Source organism: Pseudomonas sp. PL-6, from assembly GCF_054110165.1.
Genome location: NZ_CM134189.1, coordinates 5,113,192 through 5,137,343, shown reverse-complemented (window position 1 = coordinate 5,137,343; position 24,152 = coordinate 5,113,192). Strand labels below are relative to the sequence as shown.

Annotated in this window: 25 protein-coding genes; 18 read left to right on the top strand and 7 right to left on the bottom strand. The window is 67.1% G+C overall.

Annotated elements, in window-relative coordinates; genetic code table 11:
- Window positions 1-2 precede the first annotated feature (2 nt).
- Window positions 3-446 (top strand): GNAT family N-acetyltransferase, encoded by a 444-nt coding sequence (locus ACW9UL_RS22710; protein ID WP_021443188.1) that lies wholly within the window; start codon window positions 3-5, stop codon window positions 444-446.
- Between the two features lie 66 nt (window positions 447-512).
- Here the strand turns inward: ACW9UL_RS22710 and glsB are convergent, their stop codons facing one another.
- The gene (glsB, locus tag ACW9UL_RS22705; RefSeq protein WP_021443187.1) at window positions 513-1,421 is read right to left on the bottom strand and encodes a glutaminase B; all 909 of its coding nucleotides are present in this window, start codon (window positions 1,419-1,421) and stop codon (window positions 513-515) included.
- 79 nt (window positions 1,422-1,500) lie between these two features.
- A complete protein-coding gene (locus tag ACW9UL_RS22700) occupies window positions 1,501-2,148 on the bottom strand; it encodes a hypothetical protein (protein WP_457788374.1) in 648 nt (215 codons plus the stop codon).
- 408 nt (window positions 2,149-2,556) lie between these two features.
- Here ACW9UL_RS22700 and coxB point away from each other — a divergent pair, with 408 nt between their 5' ends.
- The 4 genes from coxB to ACW9UL_RS22680 are packed head-to-tail and all read left to right on the top strand — an operon-like array spanning window position 2,557 to window position 6,745.
- A complete protein-coding gene (coxB, locus tag ACW9UL_RS22695) occupies window positions 2,557-3,681 on the top strand; it encodes a cytochrome c oxidase subunit II (protein WP_031302908.1) in 1,125 nt (374 codons plus the stop codon).
- A 4-nt stretch (window positions 3,682-3,685) separates the two neighbouring features.
- On the top strand, window positions 3,686-5,278 hold the full coding sequence (ctaD, locus tag ACW9UL_RS22690; protein ID WP_021443184.1) for a cytochrome c oxidase subunit I: 1,593 nt from the start codon (window positions 3,686-3,688) through the stop codon (window positions 5,276-5,278).
- 10 nt (window positions 5,279-5,288) lie between these two features.
- Window positions 5,289-5,837 carry a cytochrome c oxidase assembly protein gene (locus tag ACW9UL_RS22685; protein ID WP_122109501.1) on the top strand — a complete coding sequence of 183 codons (549 nt, stop codon included), beginning with the start codon at window positions 5,289-5,291 and terminating at the stop codon, window positions 5,835-5,837.
- Between the two features lie 11 nt (window positions 5,838-5,848).
- The gene (locus ACW9UL_RS22680) at window positions 5,849-6,745 is read left to right on the top strand and encodes a cytochrome c oxidase subunit 3 (RefSeq protein ID WP_021443182.1); all 897 of its coding nucleotides are present in this window, start codon (window positions 5,849-5,851) and stop codon (window positions 6,743-6,745) included.
- A gap of 45 nt (window positions 6,746-6,790) precedes the next feature.
- On the opposite strand, the gene ACW9UL_RS22675 is transcribed toward ACW9UL_RS22680, so the two are convergent.
- A complete protein-coding gene (locus ACW9UL_RS22675) occupies window positions 6,791-6,994 on the bottom strand; it encodes a twin transmembrane helix small protein (RefSeq protein WP_021443181.1) in 204 nt (67 codons plus the stop codon).
- Window positions 6,995-7,064: 70 nt separating this feature from the next.
- On the opposite strand from ACW9UL_RS22675, the gene ACW9UL_RS22670 reads away from it, so the two are divergent.
- From ACW9UL_RS22670 to ACW9UL_RS22650, 5 genes are read left to right on the top strand one after another with little or no spacing between them, the layout of a single operon-like run.
- A complete protein-coding gene (locus ACW9UL_RS22670; RefSeq protein ID WP_457788373.1) occupies window positions 7,065-7,796 on the top strand; it encodes an SURF1 family protein in 732 nt (243 codons plus the stop codon).
- Window positions 7,771-8,349 carry a PA_0111/PP_0108 family redox-active disulfide protein gene (locus ACW9UL_RS22665; protein ID WP_457788372.1) on the top strand — a complete coding sequence of 193 codons (579 nt, stop codon included), beginning with the start codon at window positions 7,771-7,773 and terminating at the stop codon, window positions 8,347-8,349. The genes ACW9UL_RS22670 and ACW9UL_RS22665 overlap by 26 nt, the downstream gene beginning before the upstream one ends.
- Window positions 8,350-8,386: 37 nt before the next feature.
- Window positions 8,387-9,433, top strand: coding sequence for a COX15/CtaA family protein (locus ACW9UL_RS22660; RefSeq protein ID WP_457788371.1), 1,047 nt, complete (start codon window positions 8,387-8,389; stop codon window positions 9,431-9,433).
- 20 nt (window positions 9,434-9,453) lie between these two features.
- Window positions 9,454-10,353, top strand: coding sequence for a heme o synthase (gene cyoE / locus ACW9UL_RS22655; protein ID WP_457788370.1), 900 nt, complete (start codon window positions 9,454-9,456; stop codon window positions 10,351-10,353).
- A gap of 8 nt (window positions 10,354-10,361) precedes the next feature.
- A complete protein-coding gene (locus tag ACW9UL_RS22650; RefSeq protein ID WP_457788369.1) occupies window positions 10,362-10,994 on the top strand; it encodes an SCO family protein in 633 nt (210 codons plus the stop codon).
- A 111-nt stretch (window positions 10,995-11,105) separates the two neighbouring features.
- Here the strand turns inward: ACW9UL_RS22650 and ACW9UL_RS22645 are convergent, their stop codons facing one another.
- Both ACW9UL_RS22645 and ACW9UL_RS22640 read right to left on the bottom strand, forming a co-directional pair.
- Window positions 11,106-12,056: a homoserine kinase gene (locus tag ACW9UL_RS22645; RefSeq protein ID WP_457788368.1), complete on the bottom strand. Its 951-nt coding sequence runs from the start codon at window positions 12,054-12,056 to the stop codon at window positions 11,106-11,108.
- A gap of 17 nt (window positions 12,057-12,073) precedes the next feature.
- Window positions 12,074-12,358, bottom strand: coding sequence for a DUF2782 domain-containing protein (locus ACW9UL_RS22640; RefSeq protein ID WP_122109494.1), 285 nt, complete (start codon window positions 12,356-12,358; stop codon window positions 12,074-12,076).
- 73 nt (window positions 12,359-12,431) lie between these two features.
- On the opposite strand from ACW9UL_RS22640, the gene polA reads away from it, so the two are divergent.
- The gene (polA, locus tag ACW9UL_RS22635; RefSeq protein ID WP_457788367.1) at window positions 12,432-15,227 is read left to right on the top strand and encodes a DNA polymerase I; all 2,796 of its coding nucleotides are present in this window, start codon (window positions 12,432-12,434) and stop codon (window positions 15,225-15,227) included.
- Between the two features lie 457 nt (window positions 15,228-15,684).
- On the opposite strand, the gene yihA is transcribed toward polA, so the two are convergent.
- On the bottom strand, window positions 15,685-16,335 hold the full coding sequence (gene yihA, locus ACW9UL_RS22630) for a ribosome biogenesis GTP-binding protein YihA/YsxC (protein ID WP_397498191.1): 651 nt from the start codon (window positions 16,333-16,335) through the stop codon (window positions 15,685-15,687).
- A 245-nt stretch (window positions 16,336-16,580) separates the two neighbouring features.
- Here yihA and ACW9UL_RS22625 point away from each other — a divergent pair, with 245 nt between their 5' ends.
- The 5 genes from ACW9UL_RS22625 (at window position 16,581) to ACW9UL_RS22605 (ending at window position 20,984) form a co-directional block, all read left to right on the top strand.
- Window positions 16,581-16,871, top strand: a complete 291-nt coding sequence (locus ACW9UL_RS22625; RefSeq protein ID WP_021443640.1) for a c-type cytochrome — start codon at window positions 16,581-16,583, stop codon at window positions 16,869-16,871.
- 51 nt (window positions 16,872-16,922) lie between these two features.
- Window positions 16,923-17,528: a c-type cytochrome gene (locus tag ACW9UL_RS22620; protein WP_021443641.1), complete on the top strand. Its 606-nt coding sequence runs from the start codon at window positions 16,923-16,925 to the stop codon at window positions 17,526-17,528.
- A 152-nt stretch (window positions 17,529-17,680) separates the two neighbouring features.
- Window positions 17,681-18,307: a thiol:disulfide interchange protein DsbA/DsbL gene (locus ACW9UL_RS22615; RefSeq protein ID WP_457788366.1), complete on the top strand. Its 627-nt coding sequence runs from the start codon at window positions 17,681-17,683 to the stop codon at window positions 18,305-18,307.
- Window positions 18,308-18,326: 19 nt separating this feature from the next.
- Window positions 18,327-19,199 (top strand): endonuclease/exonuclease/phosphatase family protein, encoded by an 873-nt coding sequence (locus ACW9UL_RS22610; RefSeq protein ID WP_021443643.1) that lies wholly within the window; start codon window positions 18,327-18,329, stop codon window positions 19,197-19,199.
- Window positions 19,200-19,208: 9 nt separating this feature from the next.
- Window positions 19,209-20,984: a GGDEF domain-containing protein gene (locus tag ACW9UL_RS22605; protein WP_457788365.1), complete on the top strand. Its 1,776-nt coding sequence runs from the start codon at window positions 19,209-19,211 to the stop codon at window positions 20,982-20,984.
- A 13-nt stretch (window positions 20,985-20,997) separates the two neighbouring features.
- Here the strand turns inward: ACW9UL_RS22605 and ACW9UL_RS22600 are convergent, their stop codons facing one another.
- Window positions 20,998-22,524, bottom strand: coding sequence for a nucleobase:cation symporter-2 family protein (locus ACW9UL_RS22600; protein WP_457788364.1), 1,527 nt, complete (start codon window positions 22,522-22,524; stop codon window positions 20,998-21,000).
- Window positions 22,525-22,753: 229 nt separating this feature from the next.
- Here ACW9UL_RS22600 and ACW9UL_RS22595 point away from each other — a divergent pair, with 229 nt between their 5' ends.
- A complete protein-coding gene (locus ACW9UL_RS22595) occupies window positions 22,754-23,344 on the top strand; it encodes a MarC family protein (protein ID WP_122109489.1) in 591 nt (196 codons plus the stop codon).
- Complete coding sequence (locus ACW9UL_RS22590; RefSeq protein WP_457788363.1) at window positions 23,341-24,123, top strand: N-acetylmuramoyl-L-alanine amidase; 783 nt, start codon at window positions 23,341-23,343, stop codon at window positions 24,121-24,123. Before ACW9UL_RS22595 ends, ACW9UL_RS22590 begins: the two co-directional genes overlap by 4 nt.
- The last annotated feature ends 29 nt before the right edge of the window (window positions 24,124-24,152 follow it).

Here is a 24,152-nt window from a genome sequence, read left to right as displayed (position 1 = left end):
CCATGAGCCTCGAGATCCGTCCCGTCAGCGCCGCCGACCACGCCGCCTGGCTGCCGCTGTGGCAGGGCTACCAGCGTTTCTACATGACCGAGATCGCCGCCGAGACCAGCGCCGTGACCTGGCAGCGCTTTCTCGATCCGGCCGAGCCGATGGGCGCGGCGCTGGCCTGGCAGGGCGATGAGGCGGTCGGCCTGGTGCACTGGGTGATCCACCGCTCGACCTGGACGGTCGGCGACTACTGCTACCTGCAGGACCTGTTCGTCGCCAAGGGCCAGCGCAGCGGCGGGATCGGCCGCCAGCTGATCCAGCACGTCTACCAGCAGGCGCGCGAAGCCGGCTGCTCGCGGGTGCACTGGCTGACCCACGAGAGCAACAGCCAGGCCATGCTGCTCTACGAACGCATCGGCGAGCGCTCCGGTTTCGTCCAGTACCGCAAGCTGCTGTAGCGCGCCGTGGCGACGCGCGGCCGCAGGGTGCGCCGCGCGCACCAGGGCGCCTTGGTGCAGTAAGGCTTAGAACACCGACCAGCCGATGCGCTGGCTGAGCAGCTCCAGGGCTTTCATCCCGGCCAGCGAGTTGCCGGCGGCGTTGAGTTCCGGCGACCACACGCAGACGCTGAAACGCCCCGGCACCACCGCGACTATGCCGCCGCCGACGCCGCTCTTGCCCGGCAGGCCGACCCGGTAGGCGAAGTTGCCGGCCTCGTCGTACAGCCCGCTGGTGGCCATGATGGCGTTGATCTGCTTGCTCTGCCGCGGCGACAGCACCTGCTCGCCGCTGTGCCGGCAAAAGCCCTGGTTGGCCAGGAAGCCGAAGGCGCGGGCCAGGTCGACGCAGCTCATGCGCAGCGCGCAGCAGCTGAAATAGCTGCGCAGCACCGCCTCCACCTCGTTGTGGAAATTGCCGAACGACTGCATCAGGTAGGCCGCCGCGGCGTTGCGCGCGCGGTGCTGGTATTCCGACTCGGCGACCTGGTTGTCCACCGTCACCTCGGGGTTGCCCGACAGGCGCCGGACGAAGTCGCGCATCGACAGCGCCGGCGCGGCGAAGCGCGACTGGTTGATGTCGCAGATCACCAGCGCGCCGGCGTTGATAAAGGGGTTGCGCGGCTTGCCACGCTCGAACTCGAGCTGCACCAGCGAGTTGAACGGCTGCCCGGACGGTTCGTGGCCGAGGCGCTGCCAGATGGCCTCGCCGCTGTGGCCGATGGCCTGCACCAGACTGAACACCTTGGAGATGCTCTGGATCGAGAACGGCGTGCGCGCCTCGCCGGCCACGTGCAGCTGACCGTCGTTGCCGTACACGGCGATGCCCAGCTGGTTGGCCGGCACCCCGGCCAGGGCGGGAATGTAGTCGGCCACTTTGCCCTGGCCGATCAGCGGGCGGACTTCATCGAGTATCTCGTTCAACAGCGCTTGCATGCTCGGGCTCGCGGCAGGGCCGGGCGAGGCCCGGCGTACCGCAGCTAGACGCCCGCCGGCGACCGGGAATCACAGGCGCTCAGCGCTCCTGCGGCAGCTGCAACTCGACGCCCAGTCGCTGCGACAGGCAGGGCCAGCGTTGCCAGGCGGCGACCGTACCCGGCGCGGCGAGGCGCTCGCGGTAGGCCTGCACCGAGGGCTGGGCGAAGCTCGCGTCGTCGAGCAGGCCGGCCAGGGCGTGGTGCACCGCCTCGTCCAGCTGGTTGGCGAAGGGCTCGCCGATCAACTGATGGGCGATCAGGTTGGCGCGGGTGGTGTCCAGCGGGATCAGCGGCTGGCCGAGGTGGCCGATGTAGCGGTCGTTGACCTCCTCGACCAGGCGGTGGGCCAGGTAGGCCTCGTCGAGCAGGCCTTCGAGGCCGTTGTGCCCGGCCATCAGCGCCGGCGGCTGCAGGAAGAACTGCTCGGCCACCTGCAGCACCGGCTGGATCACGCGCTCGATACCGGCTTCGCTGGCCACCGTGGCGGCGGCGTCGAGCACGTCCGGCACCTGCTCGATATAGGCGACGACAAAGGCATTCAGGGTGGCGCCGGCGTTCTCGGCGGGCAGGCGGATGGCCGGGTGCAGGCGCTCCAGCTGGGCCTGCAGGAACTGCGCGAGGGCCTGGCTGCCGGCCTCGTGCTGGCGGGCCTGGTCGATCAGTTGGCGGATTGCGGCGGTGTTCATGACTGCTCCTACGATTTGAGGACATGGACGTGAACCTTAGCCGGCGCGTGTGGCTGGCTAAGACGCGATTGTCATAATTTTTTAATACTTATGCGAGCGCGCTATATGGGGCTCGCCGATCTTTCTCCAGCCCGCTCCGGCCGGGGCGTTTAGGACAAGGCTTGCGTGGCTTCGGCCATTTTCGCGGTGACGTTGCGAGCTGAAAGTCGCCGTCTATACTCGAGTTCGAAAGGCAGTACCTGATGGAACCGGACGGGCTTAGGCACGGAGAGGTTTCGACAGCAGTCGCCAGCAGTCAGGGGCACCAGCGCGGGCAGTGAGCGCCGGCATGGTCGCCCCGTACGGCAGTCGATCCCTTAGCCGCAGGCTCCGCCGGCGGGATAACAAGAATCATAAGGGGAACCCGCAATGATGCGACATCCACGAGTCTGGATGGGCCTCCTGCTGTGGCTGGCATTGGGCTCGGCGCACGCCGAGTGGGCGGTCAACATGGCGCCCGGTGTCACCGAGGTCAGCCGCTCGGTCTTCGACCTGCACATGACCATCTTCTGGATCTGCGTCGTGATCGGCGTGGTGGTGTTCGGCGCCATGTTCTGGTCGATGATCGTCCACCGCCGCGCCACCGGCCAGGAGCCCGCGCACTTCCACGAAAGCACCACGGTCGAGATCCTCTGGACCGTGGTGCCGCTGGCGATCCTGGTGCTGATGGCGATTCCGGCGACCAAGACCCTGATCGAGATCTACGACACCTCCGAGTCGGAACTGGATATCCAGGTCACCGGCTACCAGTGGAAGTGGCACTACAAGTATTTGGGCCAGGACGTCGAGTTCTTCAGCAACCTGGCCACGCCCAAGGCGCAGATCGACAACCGCGCGGCCAAGGGCGAGCACTACCTGCTGGAGGTGGACGAGCCGCTGGTAGTGCCGGTGGGCACCAAGGTGCGCTTCCTGATCACCGCCGCCGACGTCATCCACTCCTGGTGGGTGCCGGCGCTGGCGGTGAAGAAGGACGCCATCCCCGGCTTCATCAACGAATCCTGGACGCGCATCGACGAGCCCGGCATCTACCGCGGCCAGTGCACCGAGCTGTGCGGCAAGGATCACGGCTTCATGCCGGTGGTGGTCGAGGCCAAATCCAAGGAGGACTTCGCTGCCTGGCTGGCCGAGCGCAAGGCGGCGGCTGCCGCCGAACGCGAGCTGACCAGCAAGGAATGGACCCTGGACGAGCTGATGGCGCGCGGCGAGAAGGCCTACGGCACCGCCTGCGCCGCCTGCCACCAGGCCGGTGGCGAGGGCCTGCCGCCGATGTTCCCGGCGCTCAAGGGCTCGGCCATCGCCACCGGGCCGGCCGCAGGCCATATCGACATAGTGGTCAACGGCAAGCCGGGCACCTCCATGGCCGCCTTCGGCAAGCAACTGTCGGAGGTCGATCTGGCCGCCATCATCACTTACGAGCGCAACGCCTGGGGCAACAAGGTCGGCGACATGGTCACGCCCAAGGACATCCTCGACTTCAAGAAGGCTCAGGAGTAAGGACATGAGTGCAGTGATCGATTCCCATGGCCATGCCGCGCATGACCATCACCACGGTCCGGCCAAGGGCCTGATGCGCTGGGTGCTGACCACCAACCACAAGGACATCGGCACCATGTACCTGTGGTTCAGCTTCGCCATGTTCCTGCTCGGCGGGACCATGGCCATGGTGATCCGCGCCGAGCTGTTCCAGCCCGGCCTGCAGATCGTGCAGCCGGAATTCTTCAACCAGATGACCACCATGCACGGCCTGATCATGGTGTTCGGCGCGGTGATGCCGGCCTTCGTCGGCCTGGCCAACTGGATGATCCCGCTGATGGTCGGCGCGCCGGACATGGCCCTGCCACGGATGAACAACTTCAGCTTCTGGCTGCTGCCGGCGGCCTTCGGCCTGCTGATCAGCACGCTGTTCATGGAGGGCGGCGGGCCCAACTTCGGCTGGACCTTCTACGCGCCGCTGTCGACCACCTACGCGCCGGAGTCGGTGACTTTCTTCATCTTCGCCGTGCACCTGATGGGCATCAGCTCGATCATGGGCGCGATCAACGTGATCGCCACCATCCTCAACCTGCGCGCCCCCGGCATGACCCTGATGAAGATGCCGCTGTTCGTCTGGACCTGGCTGATCACCGCCTTCCTGCTGATCGCGGTGATGCCGGTACTGGCCGGCTGCGTGACCATGATGCTGATGGACGTGCACTTCGGCACCAGCTTCTTCAACGCCGCCGGCGGCGGCGACCCGGTGCTGTTCCAGCACGTGTTCTGGTTCTTCGGCCACCCCGAGGTGTACATCATGATCCTGCCGGCGTTCGGCGCGGTCAGCTCGATCATCCCGGCCTTCGCCCGCAAGCCGCTGTTCGGCTACACCTCGATGGTCTACGCCACCGCCTCCATCGCCTTCCTGTCGTTCATCGTCTGGGCGCACCATATGTTCACCGTCGGCATCCCGCTGACCGGCGAGCTGTTCTTCATGTACGCCACCATGCTGATCGCCGTGCCCACCGGGGTGAAGGTGTTCAACTGGGCCAGCACCATGTGGCAGGGCTCGATGACCTTCGAAGCGCCGATGCTGTTCTCGGTGGCCTTCGTCATCCTGTTCACCATCGGCGGCTTCTCCGGGCTGATGCTGGCCATCGCCCCGGCGGACTTCCAGTACCACGACACCTACTTCGTGGTGGCGCACTTCCATTACGTGCTGGTGCCCGGGGCGATCTTCGGCATCTTCGCCTCGGCCTACTACTGGCTGCCGAAGTGGACCGGGCACATGTACGACGAGACCCTGGCCAAGCTGCATTTCTGGATGAGCTTCGTCGGCATGAACCTGGCGTTCTTCCCTATGCACTTCGTCGGCCTGGCCGGCATGCCGCGGCGCATTCCCGACTACAACATGATGTTCGCCAACTTCAACATGGTCTCGTCCATCGGCGCCTTCATGTTCGGCGCCACCCAGCTGCTGTTCCTGTTCATCGTCATCAAGTGCATCCGCGGCGGCAAACCGGCCCCGGCCAAGCCCTGGGACGGCGCCGAGGGGCTGGAGTGGACGGTGCCCTCGCCGGCGCCCTATCACACCTTCAGCACGCCGCCCGACGTGAAGTAGGAGGCCGGCCGTGAGCGAAGTGATCGGCACCCGTCGTCTGGTCGTACGCCTGCTGCTGGTGGTGGTGGCGATGTTCTGCTTCGGCGTGTTCGTCCTGCCGCCGTTCTACGACGCCATGTGCAAGGTGTTCGGCATCAACGGCAAGACCGCCGGCGCCTACCAGGGCGAGCAGCGGGTGGACGCGGCGCGCCAGGTGCGCGTGCAGTTCCTCGCCACCAACGCCGCCGGCATGGTCTGGGAGTTCGGCCCGCAGGCCGATGAGATCCTGGTGCACCCCGGCGAGCCGCGCGACATGCTGTTCGTCGCCTACAACCCGAGCAGCGAGCCGATGACCGCGCAGGCCATTCCCAGCGTGTCGCCGTCCAAGGCGGCGGCCTTCTTCCACAAGACCGAATGCTTCTGCTTCACCCAGCAGGTGCTGCAGCCGGGCGAGCGCATCGAGATGCCGGTGCGCTTTATCGTCGATAGAGATTTGCCGCAGGACGTCAAGCACCTGACTCTGGGCTACACCCTGTTCGATATCACCGCGCGCAAGCCGCCCGTGGCGCAGGCTCCATAAGGAGAACAACAATGTCGAGTCACGAGAATCACGAAAACTACTACGTCCCCGCGCAGAGCAAGTGGCCGATCATCGCCACCCTCGGCATGCTGGTCAGCGTCTACGGCGTGGGCACCTGGTTCAACGACATGAGCGCCGGCCGCGACGGCTCCAATGGCCCGCTGATCTTCTTCGTCGGCGGCCTGATCCTGGCCTGGATGCTGTTCGGCTGGTTCGGCAACGTGATCAAGGAGAGCCGCGGCGGCCTGTACAGCGCGCAGATGGATCGCTCGTTCCGCTGGGGCATGAGCTGGTTCATCTTCTCCGAGGTGATGTTCTTCGCCGCCTTCTTCGGCGCCCTGTTCTATATCCGCACCTTCGCCGGGCCCTGGCTCGGCGGCGAGGGCGACAAGGGCGTGACCAACATGCTCTGGGAAGGCTTCGAGTACAGCTGGCCGCTGCTGCAGAACCCCGACTCCAAGCTGTTCCCGCCGCCGACGGCGGTGATCGACCCCTGGCACCTGCCGCTGATCAACACCATCTTGCTGGTGAGCTCCAGCTTCACCGTGACCTTCGCCCACCACGCGCTGAAGAAGAACCGGCGCGGCCCGCTCAAGGCCTGGCTGGCGGCCACCATACTGCTCGGCGCGGTGTTCCTGTTCTTCCAGATCGAGGAATACATCGAGGCCTACACCGAGTTGGGCCTGACCCTCGGCTCGGGCATCTACGGCGCCACCTTCTTCATGCTCACCGGCTTCCACGGCGCCCATGTGACCCTCGGCGCGATCATCCTCACGGTGATGCTGGTGCGCATCCTGCGCGGGCACTTCGACGCCGACCAGCACTTCGGCTTCGAGGCCGCCGCCTGGTACTGGCACTTCGTCGATGTGGTCTGGCTGGGGCTGTTCGTCTTCGTCTATGTACTTTGAGGCAGCGGCACGCCACAGGCTTCAAGCGGCAGCTAGAGGCTGCCGCTACCAGCTGACATGAGACACCAGTTGCCCCGAGTAGAAGCCCCAGGCGACCAGGGCGACGGTGATGGCGGTCAGCCCGACACGGACGGTCAGGGCGTTGACCACGCGGGAACCACGGCCCTCGTCCTTGACCAGGAAGACCAGGCCGCTGAACAGGCTGACCAGGGTGGCCAGCAGCATGAGGACGATCGCGGCCTTGAGCATGCGAGACTCCGGGGGAGTGGGCGATGTATTGCAGTATAGCCAGCCAGCACCTTGTCCGTGGGGAGGCCGCATGAGCGCCTTCCGTCCCGGCTGGCTGCCCAGCCTGCTGGTGGCCCTCCTGCTGCCCGGGCTGCTCGGCCTGGGCACCTGGCAGTTGCAGCGCGCCGAGGACAAGCGCGCCCTGCTGGCCAGCTTCGAGGCCCGCCGCCAGGCCGCGCCGCTCGGCCTCGATCGGCTGGAGCGCAGCCGCGACCCGGCCTACCGGCGCGTGCGCCTGTACGGCCAGTTCGACGCCGCGCACAGTCTGTTGCTGGACAACCGCATGCGCGACGGCCGCGTCGGTGTGGAGCTGCTGCAACCCTTCTACGACCAAGCCAGCGGCCTGTGGGTGCTGCTCAACCGCGGCTGGCTGCCCTGGCCGGATCGGCGCACGCCGCCGCAGTTCGCCACCCCCGAGGATGCCTTGGCCCTGACCGCCTGGGTCTACCTGCCACCGAGCGGCGGCCTGCAGCTGGCGGGCGCGGCGCCGGCGCAAGGCTGGCCGCGGCTGATCGGCGCGGTCGAGGTCGACGCACTGTGGCGCCAGCTCGGTCGCGGCGGCCTGCCCTTCGAGGCACGCCTGGAGCCGGGCCCGGCCAGCTACCGGGTGGACTGGCCGGTGGTGGCCATGAGCCCGGACAAACACACCGGCTATGCCGTGCAATGGTTCGCCCTGGCCGCGGCGTTGCTCGGCCTGTTCATCTATCTTGGAATACACAACGCACGGGAGAGTCGTCATGAACCCAGCCATCGCCCTGCCTGAGACGCCGCGCAAGGGGCGCGGCCGCTGGCAACTGCTGTTGCTGCTGGCCATCGCCATCGGCCCCATGCTGCTGGCCAGTGCCATGTACCAGTGGCGGTTCTGGGTACCGGAGACGCGCAGCTACCACGGCGTGCTGGTCGGCACCGGACAGACCCTCGCCGACCTCGGCGTGCAGGGCGAGCTGGCGCCGCGCTGGCAGATCCTGGTCACCGCCCCCGATGCCTGCGCCGCCGACTGCCAGCAACTGGTCTACCTGGCGCGGCAGATCCAGATCGGCCTCAACCGCGAAATCCTCCGCGCCAGCCATGGCCTGGCGGCGGGCGCCGCGCTGACGGCCGACTACGCCGCGCTGCTCGAGCGCGAGTACCCGCAACTGGGCCGCTACGGACTGGATCGCCAGGCCTACCAGCTGGCCACCGAGGCCCTGCCCGGCGCCTGGCTGTGGCTGGTCGACCCGCACGGCAACCTGGTGCTGCGTTACCCGGCCGGCAGCGACGGCAAGGCGATTCTCGACGACCTGCGCTACCTGCTGAAGATTTCCCAAATCGGTTGAGGCTGACCCGCAGGCGGCTGCCTGCTAAGGATCGACGATGCGCAAACCCGGTTACCGCCTCGCCCTGTGCGCCACCCTGCTGGCCGCCGTGGTGGTGCTGCTCGGCGCCTATACCCGGCTGACCCACGCCGGCCTGGGCTGCCCGGACTGGCCCGGCTGCTACGGCTTCCTCGGCGTGCCGATGAGCGAGCACAAGCTGGCCCTGGCCGAGGCGCGGTTCCCCGAGGCGCCGGTGGAGGTGGCCAAGGGCTGGTACGAGATGATCCACCGCTACTTCGCCGGCGCCCTCGGCCTGGTCATCCTCGGCCTGGCGGTACAGGCCCTGCGCCGCCGCGGCGAGCCGGGCCAGCCGCTGAAGCTGCCGCTGGCGCTGCTGGCGCTGGTGATACTGCAGGGCGCCTTCGGCATGTGGACGGTGACCCTCAAGCTCTGGCCGCAGGTGGTCACCGCGCACCTGCTCGGCGGTTTCGCCACCCTCAGTCTGCTGGCGCTGCTGTGCCTGCGCCTGTCCGGGCGCTTCGCCCCGCTGCAGCTGCCGGCGCGTCTGCGGGCCCTGGCGGCGGCCTGCCTGCTGTTGGTGATCGGGCAGATCGCCCTGGGCGGCTGGGTCAGCTCCAACTATGCGGCGGTGGCCTGCGTCGACCTGCCCACCTGCCACGGCGAGTGGTGGCCGGCGATGGATTTCGCCAACGGTTTTCACCTGACCCAGCATATCGGCCCCAACTACCTGGGCGGGCAGCTCGACAGCGACGCCCGCACCGCCATCCATATGAGCCACCGCATCGGCGCACTGATCGTCAGCCTGGCCCTGCTGCTGCTGGCCTGGCGGCTCAAGGCCGCCGGCCTGCCGCGCCTGGCCGGCCTGCTGCTGCTAGCGCTGGCGCTGCAGGTCGGCCTGGGCATCAGCAACGTGATCTTCCACCTGCCGCTGCTGGTGGCCGTAGCGCACAACGCCGGCGGTGCTGCCCTGCTGCTGAGCCTGGTGCTGGTCAACTACCGTTTGCGAGCGCCGCTGTCGGCATTGGCCGCCCATCTACAACCTCCCGCAACGTCCAGCCGTGTTCCGCACGGGCAAGGCGTCTGACAACTACAAGGAGACACTCCATGGCTACAGTGCTGCGAGCTCACTCCGAACACGCCAGCTGGCGCGACTACCTGGAGCTGACCAAGCCCAAGGTGGTGCTGCTGATGCTGATCACCTCGCTGGTCGGCATGTTCCTCGCCACCCGCGCCGGCGTGCCCTGGACCGTGCTGGTGTTCGGCAACCTGGGCATTGGCCTGTGCGCCGGGGCCGCGGCGGCGGTCAACCATGTGGTGGACCGACGCATCGACTCGATCATGGCGCGCACGCACAAGCGCCCGGTCACCGCCGGGCGGGTCTCGCCGGCGGCGGCGCTGAGCTTCGCCCTGCTCCTGGCCGTGGCCGGCATGGCCCTGCTGCTGCTGTTCACCAACGCCCTGGCGGCCTGGCTGACCCTGGCCTCCCTGCTCGGCTACGCGGTGATCTACACCGGCTTTCTCAAGCGCGCCACGCCGCAGAACATCGTCATCGGCGGCCTGGCCGGCGCCGCGCCGCCGCTGCTGGGCTGGGTGGCGGTGACTGGGCATATGTCCGCCGAGCCGCTGCTGCTGGTGCTGATCATCTTCGCCTGGACCCCGCCGCACTTCTGGGCCCTGGCCATCCACCGCAAGGCCGAGTATGCCAAGGCGGATATCCCCATGCTGCCGGTGACCCACGGCGAGCACTACACCAAGGTGCATATCCTGCTCTACACCCTGGTGATGTTCGCGGTGACCCTGCTGCCCTACGCCATCCACATGAGCGGGCCGCTCTACCTGGTCTGCGCGCTGCTGCTGGGCGGGCGCTTCCTGCACTGGGCCTGGGTGCTGTACCGTGACAGCAAACCGCACGCGGCGATCAACACCTTCAAGTACAGTATCTGGTACCTGTTCCTGCTGTTCATCGCCCTGCTGGCGGACCACTACCTGCTGCTGAACATCTAAAGGCTGTCATGACCCGCACCCAGATCACCGTCTTCGTCCTCGTCGCCATCGTCGCCCTGGTGCTGGGGCTCACCGTCAACAAGGTGCTGACCGCCAAGGGTCAGGGCGACCCCACCGCGCTGCTCGACGCCGGCATCGTGCTGCTGCCGCAGAGCCGCAGCCTGCCGACGCTGACCCTGACCGACCAGGACGGCGCCGAGGTGGCGGTGGATCAGCTCAAGGAGCAGTGGAGCCTGCTGTTCTTCGGCTACACCTTCTGCCCGGACATCTGCCCGGCCACCCTCGCCCAGCTGCGCCAGCTGCAGGGCCAGTTGCCCGAGGAAACCCGCGCGCGGCTGCGCCTGGTGCTGGTCAGCGTCGACCCCAAGCGCGACACCCCGGAGCAGCTGAAGAAGTACCTGTCCTATTTCGATGCCGGCTTCGTCGGCCTGACCGGCGAGGAAGCGACGCTGCAGAAGTTCGCCAACGCGGTGAGCATCCCCTATATCCCCGCCGACACCAGCAAGGACAACTACACCGTCGATCACAGCGGCAACCTGGTGATCATCGGCCCGGACGGCACCCAGCGCGGCTTTATCCGCGCGCCGATCAACAACGCCAAGCTGGCCGAGCAGCTGCCGGGGCTGGTGTCCGGCAGCTAACGGTACGCCCGTGTCTGCGTAGGGGGGATGAGGCTTTTGCATCCACCACTTCGGCGCCAGAGGGGGCTATAGCCGATAACGTTCTGGTGGATCGGTGAAGCGTGATCCACCCTACAAGGCGAACGGCAGCGCCAGCTCGACCCGCTGGCGCTGCGCCAGGCGGCGCTGGAACTCGCCCGGATCGTGGATCAACACCTCCTGCCCGGCGAAGGACTCGGCGGCGATCAGCCTCGATAGCCAGAAGCGCACGCAGGCGATGCGCAGCATGGCCGGCCACAGCTCGGCCTCGGCAGCCGTGAAAGGCCGCAGCGCGGCATAGGCGCCGAGCAGGGCGCGGGCGCGAGGGCCGTCCAGGCTGCCGTCCTCGTGCGAGCACCAGTCGTTCAGGCAGATCGCCAGGTCGTAGAGCATCGGCCCCGAGCAGGCGTTGTAGAAGTCGATCACCCCGGCCAGGTGGTTGCCGTCGAACAGCACGTTGTCGCGGAACAGGTCGGCATGCAGGTTGGCCCGGGGCAGGGCGAGGATGCGGGCTTTCAGCGCGGCGATCTCGGCCAGCGCGTCGCGCAGCAGCGGCAGCTCGGCTTCCGGCAACCTGAGCGCCAGGCTCGGGCCCTCGGCCAGCATCCAGTCCAGGCCGCGGTCGCTGCGCCGCTCCAGCGGCCGCTCGCGGGTGGCCAGGTGGATATGCGCCAGCAGGCTGCCGACCTCCTGGCAATGGTGGGCGTTGGCCGCGTGCACGTGCTTGCCGGCCAGGCGCGGCTGCAGCAGCGCCGGCTTCTCCGCCAGGCTGCGCAGCGCCTGGCCATCTTCCGTGCGCAGGGCGTAGGGCACCGGCAGACCGGCGTCGTGGAGCACATCGAGCAGTTCGATGAAGAACGGCAGGTCGGCCACCGGGCCGCGCTCGACCAGGGTCAGGACGTACTCGCCCTGCTCCAGGCTGACGAAGAAGTTGCTGTTTTCGCTACCCGCGGCGATGCCCTGGAAGTCGCGCAACCGGCCGAGCCCGTAGGGCGCCAGGAAGACTTCGAGCTCGTGACGTTCCAGGGGGGTGAATACCGACATATCAGACCTTAATTGCCTTACCAGCTAAAGATTTCCCAGGAAGGGATCAGCATGTCCGGATCGTCCGAACGTATGAAGTTGCCGTCGCTGCCGTCGGCGCGAACCAGGAAGTAGGGTTTGCCGTTTTTCGGAATGACCTTGATCGCGTAGAGAAAACCGTTGACCCGGTATTCCTGGATGGTGCGGTCGCCGTCCTGGCGGATGGTCACATCCGGGTCGCCGGAAACCGGATCTTCGGCATGCGCGGCGAGGGGGGCGCAAGCCAGCAGGCCGACCAGCAAAAGGCGTTTGACTGTACCCATGGTAACCTTGCTCCTTGATTTCAATGATGCGGTCATTCTAGCGCCGCACCCGCCGAAAAGGTTGATCCCGCTCATGAGCCAAGCCCCGCTGATCCTGGTCGACGGTTCCTCCTACCTGTACCGCGCCTTCCACGCCCTGCCGCCGCTGACCACCTCCAAGGGCCTGCCCACCGGGGCGGTCAAGGGCGTGCTGAACATGCTCAAGAGCCTGCGCAAGCAGTACCCGAACAGCCCCTTCGCCGTGGTATTCGACGCCAAGGGAGGCACCTTCCGCGACGAGCTGTTCGCCGAGTACAAGGCCAATCGCCCGTCCATGCCGGACGAGCTGCGTGTGCAGGTCGAGCCGCTGCACGCCAGCGTGCGCGCCCTCGGCCTGCCGCTGCTGTGCGTGGAAGGGGTGGAGGCCGACGACGTGATCGGCACCCTGGCCCGTCAGGCCGCCGGCGAGAAACGCGACGTGGTGATCTCCACCGGCGACAAGGACATGGCCCAGCTGGTCTGCCCGCACGTTACGCTGGTCAATACCATGACCGGAAGCGTCTACGATGCCGATGGCGTGAAAGAGAAATTCGGTGTCGGTCCCGAGCTGATCATCGACTACCTGGCGTTGATGGGCGACAAGGTCGACAACATCCCCGGCGTGCCCGGGGTCGGCGAGAAGACTGCTCTCGGCCTGCTGGTCGGCGTCGGTGGCGGCCTCGATGTGCTTTACGCCAACCTCGACAAGGTGCCCGAGCTGCCGATTCGCGGTGCCAAGAGCCTGCCGGCCAAGCTCGAGGAACACCGCGATATGGCCTATCTGTCCTACCAGCTGGCCACCATCAAGACCGACGTCGAACTGAACATCGCCATCGACGACCTGCACCCGGGCGAACCGGACCAGGCGGCGCTGGTCGAGCTGTACGGCGAGCTGGAATTCAAGAACTGGCTGGACGAGCTGCTGCGGCAGAACAAGCCCCTGGCGGCCAAGGCCGCGGCCCCGGCCGGCGACCTGTTCGCCGAGCCGGCCAGCGACGGCGCCGAGGACGTCGCCGAAGCGCTGCCGCCGAGTGCCGGCGACTACCAGCTGGTGCTGGAACAGGCGCAGTTCGACGCCTGGCTGCAGAAGCTCGAGCAGGCCGAGCTGATCGCCTTCGACAGCGAGACCACCAGCGTCGACGCCCAGCAGGCGCAACTGGTCGGCCTGTCCTTCGCGGTCAAGGCCGGCGAGGCCGCCTATATCCCGCTGGCGCACAGCTATATGGGCGTGCCGCAGCAGCTCGACCGCGACCAGGTCTTGAACGCGCTCAAGCCGATCCTCGAAGACCCGGCCAAGGCCAAGGTCGGCCAGCACGCCAAGTACGACATCAATGTCCTGGCCAACGCGACGCCGCCGATTGCCGTGCAGGGCGTGGCCTTCGACACCATGCTCGAATCCTACGTGCTGGATTCCACCGCCACCCGCCACGACATGGACAGCCTGGCGCTGAAGTACCTCAATCACAGCACCATCCGTTTCGAGGACATCGCCGGCAAGGGCGCCAAGCAGCTGACCTTCGACCAGATCGCCCTGGAACAGGCCGGCCCCTACGCCGCCGAGGACGCCGACGTCACCCTGCGCCTGCACCAGGAGCTGTGGCGCCGGCTCGAAGCCGTGCCGTCCTTGGCCAAGGTGCTGCGCGAAATCGAGATGCCGCTGGTGCCGGTGCTGGCGCGCATCGAGCGCAACGGCGCACTGGTCGACGCCAAGCTGCTCGGCGAGCAGAGCGTCGAGCTGGGCGACAAGCTGGTGGAACTGGAGCGCGAGGCGTTCGCCATCGCCGGCGAGGAATTCAACCTGGCCTCGCCCAAGCAGCTCGGCGTGATCCTCTACGAAAAGCTCGGCTACCCGGTGATCAGCAAGACCGCCAAGGGCCAGCCGTCCACCGCCGAGGCGGTGCTCGCGGAACTGGCCGAACAGGACTTCGAGCTGCCCAAGGTGCTGATGCAGTACCGTAGCTTAAGCAAGCTCAAGAGCACCTACACCGACAAGCTGCCGGACCAGATCAACCCGCGCACTGGGCGCATCCACACCAGCTACCACCAGGCGGTGGCGGCCACCGGCCGGCTGTCGTCGAGCGACCCGAACCTGCAGAACATCCCGATCCGCACCGCCGAAGGGCGGCGCATCCGCCAGGCCTTCGTCGCGCCCAAGGGCTACCGGCTGCTGGCGGCCGACTACTCGCAGATCGAGCTGCGCATCATGGCCCACCTGGCCAAGGACGAAGGCCTGCTGGATGCCTTCCGCCACGACCGCGACGTGCACAAGGCCACTGCCGCCGAAGTGTTCGGCGTGGCGCTGGAGGAGGTGAGCAGCGATCAGCGGCGCAAGGCCAAGGCGATCAACTTCGGCCTGATCTACGGCATGAGCGCCTTCGGTCTGGCCAAGCAGATCGACGTCGACCGCAAGCAGGCGCAGGCCTATATCGACCGTTACTTCGCCCGCTATCCCGGCGTGCTGAGCTATATGGAACGCACCCGCGCGCAGGCCGCCGAGCAGGGTTATGTGGAAACCGTCTTCGGCCGCCGCCTGTACCTGCCGGAAATCCACGCGCAGAACCAGGCCATGCGCAAGGGTGCCGAGCGCGCGGCGATCAACGCGCCGATGCAGGGCACCGCGGCGGACATCATCAAGCGCGCGATGATCGCCGTGGACGCCTGGCTGCAGGACAGCGGCATCGACGCGCGGATCATCCTCCAGGTGCACGACGAGCTGGTGCTGGAAGTGCGCGAGGAGCTGGTCGAGGAGGTCGGCGCGCAGATCAAGGCGCTGATGGGCGGCGCGGCGGAACTGGACGTGCCGCTGCTGGTGGAAGTGGGCGTCGGCGCCAACTGGGACGAGGCGCACTGAGGGGCGCCTCCGACCTGGCGTGGGGTGCGCTGCGCACCGGCGAGGGGCGGTCGGCGCTCCCACGAACAAGGCTCCAGGGAATCAGCAGGTCGCTGGTTATTGCGAATGGTTTTTAAAAAAAGGATGAACTTTCCGCGAAGGCGCCCGGTCAGAGTTCTTGAATGGCCGTTAAGCCTTTCAATGCTCCTATGTTGTGTTAAGTGTTGGCAGACATCTGAACCCCGCCCTAGCGGTTCAGACCTTAAACCCCGAACTTCTCCCTCCCCATACGAAGCTCGGGGTTTTTTTTGCCTGTAGAAAAGTGCCCGCTTGCGGCCTGCTCTCCGGGAGACGACTGCAGGGAGGCAGGAGTTGGAGCGACGCAGGATGCCCAAGCCGAGGGTGCCCGAAGGGCGGGAGAGGGAGCTTGCGCGCTCATGACGACTCGTCTCTCGGTGCGCCTGGCGCAGCCTAAGCGTCAGGCCTCCTGGGCGCCTTCTTCATCCTCTTCCGGCAGCAGATCCAGCCAGCCGGCCAACACCAGCTGCGCCTCTTCCACGCCCATGCGCTTGGGCGCCGAGAACAGCTGGATGCCGATGCCATCGCCCCACTGCTTGCGGATTTCCTGCTGCACCTTGAGCAGGGCGTTCTTCGCCGCGCCGAAGGCCAGCTTGTCGGCCTTGGTCAGCAGGATGTGCAGGGGCATGCCGCTTGCCACCGACCAGTCCAGCATCATGCGGTCGAATTCGGTCAGCGGGTGGCGGATGTCCATCATCAGCACCAGGCCGCAGAGGCTCTCGCGGCTGCCCAGGTAGGCCTCCAGGTGCTTCTGCCAGTGCTGCTTGAGCGGGATCGGCACCTTGGCGTAGCCGTAGCCGGGCAGGTCGACCAGGCGGCGCTCGTCGTCCAGGCGGAAGAAGTTGAGCAGCTGGGTGCGCCCCGGGGTCTTCGAGGTGCGCGCCAGGCTGGCGTGGGTCAGGGTGTTCAGCGCGCTCGACTTGCCGGCGTTGGAGCGGCCGGCGAAGGCCACTTCCAGGCCGCTGTCCTCGGGGCACTGGTCGACCTTGGCGGCACTGATGAGGAAGCTGGCCTGCTGGCACAGACCGATGATGGGGTTCTTCGGGAGCATGGGGGTATCCGGTGGGCGCCCCGCACTCGCCAGCTGGCGTTCGGGGACTTGCGACATTTCCGCGCACCTGCGGCACGCCAGGTGGCGCGGCAAGCGGCGTCGTTTCCGTTTCAGCGTTGCCAGTATATAATGCCGCAGATTTTGTGTGCGCTTTGTCCCACCCGCAGGAACCCGATTGCCGGGAACGATTAACCAGGCTGCTCGCTAGAAAGCAGAACGTTCCCCTCCCTGATGAGGTAGATCTGATGAAGAAAATGCTGCTCGCGGCTGCCGTAACTCTGCTGTCCTTCAACGGCTACGCTGCCCAAGATCCGCAAGCTGTATACGACCGTGCCTGTGGCGTTTGCCATAACGGCCAGATTCCCACGGCCCCGCAGAAAGGCGACAAGGCCGCCTGGGAGCCGCGTCTGGCCAAGGGCATGGACGCACTGGTACAGAGCGTCACCAATGGTTTGAATGCCATGCCGCCCCGCGGGTTGTGCATGGACTGCACGGCGGAGGACTACCAGGCGGTCATCAAGCTGATGACCGAATGAGTGGACCCGGCCGATAACCCTTATCTCTCTTAGCCGTAGTTGGATTAGCTGATGAACAAAGTACTCGTGAGTCTGCTGTTGACCCTGGGCCTCACCGGCCTGGCACAGGCTGCCGGCGATGCCGCAGCCGGTCAGGGCAAAGTCGCCGTCTGTGGCGCCTGCCATGGCGCCGATGGCAACAGCCCCGCGCCAAACTTCCCCAAGCTGGCCGGTCAGGGCGAGCGCTACTTGCTCAAGCAGCTGCACGACATCAAGTCCGGCAACCGCCAGGTGGTCGAGATGACCGGCATGCTGGATAACCTCAGCGACCAGGACATGGCCGACATCGCCGCCTACTTCGCCAGCCAGCAGATGAGCGTCGGCGCCGCCGATCCCAAGCTGGTCGAGCGCGGCGAAGCGCTGTTCCGCGGCGGCAAGCTGGAAGAAGGCATGCCGGCCTGCACCGGTTGCCACTCGCCGAATGGCGCCGGCCTGGATGCCGCGGGTTTCCCGCAGCTGGGCGGCCAGCACGCCACCTACGTGGCCAAGCAGCTGACTGACTTCCGCGAAGGCAACCGCACCAACGACGGCGACGCGATGATCATGCGCGCCATCGCGGCCAAGCTGAGCAACAAGGATATCGAGGCGGTTTCCAGCTTTATCCAGGGTCTGCACTAAGCCGACTACCGTCGTAGTTGATAAGACAAAGGGTGGCTGCGGCCACCCTTTTTCGTCTGCGCCGCGGCTACAATGGCCGGAACCTGCCCCCGGGCGACGAGTCCTAGTATCGATTCGCCATTGGGCGACGCTTACCAGCCAAGGAGTACTCCATGCGTAACCTGATTTTCGGCGCCGCTCTGGCCATCAGCAGCCTGTTCGGCGTCGCCGCCCATGCCGAGCCCGTCGCCGGCCAGCACTATGTCGAGCTGAAGAGCCCGGTACCGGTGTCCAAGCCCGGCCAGATCGAGGTGGTGGAGCTGTTCTGGTACGGCTGCCCGCACTGCTACCAGTTCGAGCCGACCCTCAATCCCTGGGTCGAGCAGCTGCCCGACGACGTCAACTTCGTGCGCATCCCGGCCCTGTTCGGCGGCGTGTGGGACAAGCACGGGCAGATGTTCATCACCCTGGAAAGCATGAAGGTCGAGCAGAAGGTGCACGACGCCGTGTTCGCCGCCATCCACCAGGACAAGAAGAAGCTGGCCAGCCCCGAGGAAATGGCCGAGTTCCTCGCCACCCAGGGCGTGGATCAGGATGCCTTCCTCAAGACCTACAAGTCCTTCGCCGTCAAAGGCCAGATGGAAAAGGCCAAGAAACTGGCCATGGCCTACCAGATCACCGGCGTACCGGTGCTGGTGGTCAACGGCAAGTACCGCTTCGACATCACCTCCGCCGGCGGTCCGCAGCAGACCCTGGAGGTCGCCGACCACCTGATCGCCAAGGAGCGCGCCGCGCTCTGAGCGGCCGCTGGCGCCGACCATGCTGCGCCGCTGGCGACAGACCCGCGCGGTTGGCCTGTGCGACCCACAGGTCAACCCGCATTGTGCCGCTGACGCCCAGTGGCCCGCCGACGGTCTGCTGCGCCTGCTCAGCTTCAATGTCCAGGTCGGTATCAACACCCAGCGTTACCATCACTACCTGACCCGCAGCTGGCAGCACCTGCTGCCGCATGCCGGGCGCAGCGGCAACCTGCAGCGCATCGGCGACCTGCTCGCCGATTTCGACCTGGTGGCGCTGCAGGAGGTCGACGGCGGCAGCCTGCGCTCCGGCTACGTCAATCAGGTCGAGTACCTGGCCCAGCAGGGCGCCTTTCCCTACTGGTACCAGCAGCTCAACCGCAACCTCGGGCGTCTCGCCCAGCACAGCAACGGCGTGCTCAGCCGTCTGCGTCCGACCCTGCTGGAGGATCATCCGCTGCCCGGCCCGCCGGGGCGCGGGGCGATCTTCCTGCGCCTGGGCGAGGGCGAGCAGGCGCTGGGGGTGGTGATGATGCACCTGGCCCTCGGCCCGCGCACCCGTACCCGGCAACTGGCCTACATCCGCGAGCGGGTCGGCGAGTTCCGCCACCTGGTGCTGATGGGTGACATGAACACCCACGCCAGCGACCTGCTGGAGAACTCGCCGCTGCGCGACCTTGGCCTGATCGCGCCGCAGGTTCAGGCGACCTTCCCCAGCTGGCGGCCGCAGCGCTGCCTCGACCATATCCTGCTCAGCCCGGGGCTCGAACTGGGGCGGGTCGACGTGCTCAGCCAGCCGATCTCCGACCACCTGCCGGTGGCCGTGGAAATCCGTTTGCCGCGCGCTCAGAGTAGTGGCCAAACGCCTATGCTGAAGGCGCCCTCCCGTGGATAAGCAGGCCGTATGAGCGATGACGCGCAACGCTGGAAAGACAAGTACCTGAGCAGCCTGGAGCAACAGGAAAGGCTCGAACGGCGCTGGGAGTTGCGCCTCGACCTGCTGCGCCGCGGCCTGGTGCGCAGCAGCCTGGCCGCCGAGGGGGCGGACAAGGCGGTCGACCAGTGCATGCAGGAGATGCGCGACATCCTCCGCCGCGACGACATGGACGCGGCGCTCGGCGGCCTGATCCCGCGCCTGGAGAAGGCCGTGCTGGATTCCGAGCTGCGTCGCCAGCAGCGCGCCGGCGAGGCCACCGCGGCGCTGACCCGACTGGTCGAACAGTTGCAGCAGCTGCAACCGCCGCGCGAGGTACGCAAGGCACTGAAGACGCTGGCCAAGCAGTTGCACGAGGCCAGCGGCCAGACGCATCAGCTGCCGGCGCTGCTCAGCCAGCTGAGCAGCCTGCAGGGGCAGGCGCTGGAGGTGCTGCGCACGCCGGCGGCCGAGCAGCCCGGCCTGCTGCAGCGGCTGTTCGGCCGCCGCGGCGAGGCTGGTGGCGCCGGTGAGGCGAGCGAGCCGGCGCATGCGACGTCGCCGCTGGTCGAGGTGGCGCAGGTGCCTGGCGCCAGCGCGCCTTCTGCGCCGCCGACCGCGGCGCCGCTGCCGGCGCTGGACAGCCTGCCGCTGCCGCCGGGGTTGCTGGCGCAGGGCGAGGACGAGACGCAGCGTTTCGCCCTGCCCGGCAGCGAGCCCGGCTACAGCGCGGTGGCGCCGCATATCGCCGAGAGCCTGCTGGGCCTGCTCGCCGAGCTGGAGCTGCCGGCGCGTCACCAACCGCAGGGCGAGGCGCTGCGCCAACGGGTGCAGGGCGGGCTCAACTGGTACGAGCTGGTGCCGGTGCTGGACGACCTGGCGGTGCTGGTGTTGGCGGTGAGCGACAGCGGCCAGCGCGAATTCGCCGGTTACCTCAAGCAGCTCAACGAGCGCCTGGCGGCCTTTATCGGCACCCTGAGCGAGGCGCACGAGGGCTACAGCGAATCGGTCGAGAGCGCGCGCGACTTCGACCGGCAATTGCGCGAGCAGGTCAGCGGCCTGCAGCACAGCGTGCAGAGCGCGGCGGATCTGGATGCGCTCAAGCAGGCCCTGGAGCAGCGTCTGGACGGTCTGCTGCAGACCGTCAGCAGCCACCAGCGCCAGCGTGACGGCCGCGAGGCCGAGGTGGCCCAGCGCCTGCAGAGCCTGGTGCAGCGGGTCGCCGAGATGGAACGCGAGGCCCAGCAGTTTCGCGAGCACATCGAGGAGCAGCGGCAGAAGTCCCTGCTAGACCCGCTGACCGGCCTGCCCAACCGTGCCGCCTGGAGCGAGCGCCTGGAGCTGGAGACGGCGCGCCGCCTGCGCTACGGCGGCGAGCTGCTGCTGGCGGTGCTCGACGTCGACCATTTCAAGCGGATCAACGACAGCTACGGTCACCTGGCCGGCGACCGGGTGCTGAAGATCATCGCCGGCGAACTGCACAAGCGCCTGCGCAAGACCGACTTCATCGCCCGTTACGGCGGCGAGGAGTTCGTCCTGCTGATCCCGGCGACGCCGCTGGACGGCGGCGTGCAGCTGCTGGAGACCCTGCGCACGGCCATCGAGGCCTGCCCCTTCCACTTCAAGGGCGAGCCGGTGACCATCACCCTCTCCGCCGGGCTCGCCGAATTCCGTGGCGAGGAAGCCGCCGAGGCGGCGTTCGAGCGCGCCGACCAGGCCCTGTATCGAGCCAAGGCCGGCGGGCGCAACCGCATCGAACTGGGCTGAGCCGCGTTGCCCCTCAGTGCTCCGCCAACGCCGCCTGGCGCCGGGGCTGCGGCTGGCCGTGCGCGTCCTCTTCTTCCAGCAGCGGCACTTCCTGGCCCTGCGCGTCGTACAGCTTGCCGCCGACGAAATGGTCGCCGTCGTGCAGGGCGGCGATGTCGCGGTAGCGCAGGCTGCGCTCGGTGCCGGCGACGAACACCGACTGCTGGTCGGAATTGCCGGCGGTGAAGTGGTTGAACAGCAGGTTGAGCAGGATCGCCATGATCGCCGCCGAGCTGATGCCGGAGTGGAAGATGGTCTCGAACCAGGCCGGGAAGTGGTGGTAGAAGCTCGGCATGGCGATCGGGATCATGCCGAAGCCGATCGAGGTGGCGACTATCACCAGGTTCATGTTGTTGCGGTAGTCGACCTTGGCCAGGGTGCGGATGCCGCTGGCTGCCACGGTGCCGAACAGCACCACGCCGGCGCCGCCGAGCACCGAGGTGGGCACTGCGGCGATGATCCGGCCCATGATCGGCAGCAGGCCGAGGGTGACCAGGATCAGCCCGCCGGTGGCCACCACGTAGCGGCTCTTGACCCCGGTGACGGCGACCAGGCCGACGTTCTGGGCGAAGGCGCTCTGGGTGAAGGAGCCGAACAGCGGCGCCACCGCGCTGGCGATCATGTCCGCACGCAGGCCGTTGCCGAGGCGCTTGGAGTCGACCTTGGTGTCGATGATGTCGCCGACGGCGAGGATGTCGGCCGAGGTTTCCACCAGGATCACCATCACCACGATCAACATCGAAATAATCGCCGCCAGCTCGAACACCGGCATGCCGAAATGCAGCGGCGTGGGGAAGGCCAGTACCGGGCCGGCGCCGACCTTGGAGAAGTCGGCCATGCCGAAGGCCAGGGCCACCAGGGTGCCGATCACCATGGCCAGCAGGATCGACAGGCGCGAGATGGTGGCGCTGCCGACCTTGCTCAGCAGCAGCACGGTGGCCAGGGTGAAGGCAGCCAGGCCGATATTGGCCATGCTGCCGAAGTCCGCGGCCTGGCTGTTGCCGCCCATGGCCCAGCGCGCGGCCACCGGCATCAGGGTCAGGCCGATGGTGGTGATGACGATGCCGGTCACCAGTGGCGGGAAGAACTTGGTGATCTTGGAGAAGATCGGCGTGATCAGCAGGCCGATCAGCGCCGCGCCTATCACCGCGCCGAACACCACCGGCAGGCCGCCTTCGCCGCCATTGGCGCCGACTATGGCGACTATGGTGGCGACGCTGGCGAAGGACACGCCCTGCACCAGCGGCAGCTGACAGCCGAAGAACGGCAGGCCGAGGGTCTGCAGCAGGGTGGCGGCGCCGCCGACGAACAGTGAGGCGGCGATCAGCAGGCCGATGTCGGCGGGCGACAGCCCGGCCGCCTGGCCGACGATCAGCGGCACCGCGACTATGCCGCCATACATGGTCAGCACGTGTTGCAAGCCATAGAGGAGATTGGCGCCGATGCCGAGATTCTCGTCCTCGGGACGCGGGGCAGGAGCGCTGGTGGGGGTGGACGTCATGGTGAGGCTACTCGCTGTTGTTCTTGTCCGGTCAATGTAGACAAATTTCTATTATTTTGGCTACTACTTTGTATACATTCTTACGAGTGGTGTTTCTCGATACGATTTCGATAATTCCGGTCACAATGGCATCGCCTGCGGCCTCTTCGCTGCAATCTGACTGCCGCGCCGGCTCGCGGCGAAGCCCAGCCAGGCCCTAGACTATCTGCCTGACTCACTGGAGACGCCCATGGATATCTTCAGCATCGCCGTGCTGATCTTTCTGGTCACCGACCCCTTCGGCAATATCGCCATCTACATCGCCGCGCTGAAGAACGTCGAGCCGCGCCGCCGGATCTGGATCGCCGCGCGCGAGCTGCTGTTCGCCCTGGCCCTGCTGCTGCTGTTTCTCACCTTTGGTGACAAAGTCCTCAGCAGCCTGGGCCTGTCGCGCGAGGCAACCGCCATCGCCGGCGGTATCATCCTGTTCGTCATCGCCATGCGCCTGATCTTCCCCAGTCCGCAGGGCCTGCTCGGCGACGTGCCGGATGGCGAGCCGATGCTGGTGCCGCTGGCCACCCCGGCGGTGGCCGGGCCCTCGGCCCTGGCGGTGCTGATGACCCTGCGCAACACCCATACCGGGCCGCTCTGGGAGCTCTACCTGGCGCTGCTGCTGGCCTGGGCGGCGACGGCATTCATTCTGCTGCAGGCCTCGTTCCTGCAGCGGTTTCTCGGAACCCGCGGGTTGACGGCGGTGGAACGACTGATGGGCATGCTGCTGATCATGCTCAGCGTCGACATGTTGCTGGACAACCTGCAAAGCGTATTCGGTCACGCATGAAGTCTCTCTGCCTTAGCCTCGTTCTTGCCTTGCTCGCCGGTTGCAGCGCTGGGCTGCGCATCGACGACAGCCACACTGCAACGGGGCAGAACAGCCGCGTGCAGTACGTGGTGCTGCACTACACCTCCACCGACCTGGCGCGTTCGCTCAAGCTGCTCACCGAGACGGAGGTGAGCAGCCATTACCTGATCGGCGACGCGCCGCCGACCGTCTACCGTCTGGTGGATGAGAATCGCCGGGCCTGGCACGTCGGCGTCAGCGAGTGGCAGGGGCGCACCTGGCTCAACGCCTCGACCATCGGCATCGAGCTGGTCAACCAGGGCTACTACGAGACCCCGGCCGGTCGCTATTGGCAGCCCTTCGCCCCGCAGCAGATCGACAGGCTGATCGTGCTGCTCAAGGACATCGTGCAGCGTCACCAGCTGCCGCCGGGCGCGATCATCGCCCACAGCGACGTGGCGCCGCAGCGCAAGGTCGACCCGGGCCCGCTGTTCCCCTGGAAGCGCCTGGCCGACGAGGGCCTGCTGCCCTGGCCGGACGAGGCGGCGGTGGCGCGCCAGCAGGCGCTGTTCGCCGCCAGCCCGCCCAGCGTGCAGTGGTTCCAGGAGCAGCTGGCGCGCCAGGGCTACGCGGTGCCGCAGCACGGCGAGCTGGATCAGGCCACGCGCAACGTCATCGCCGCCTTCCAGATGAAGTACCGCCCCGCCGACTACGCCGGCCAGCCGGATGCGGAAACCGCCGCGCGCCTGCTGGTGCTCAACCAGCAGACGGCCGGGTAGCGGGCGCCATGCACGGCGCTGCCGGTGTG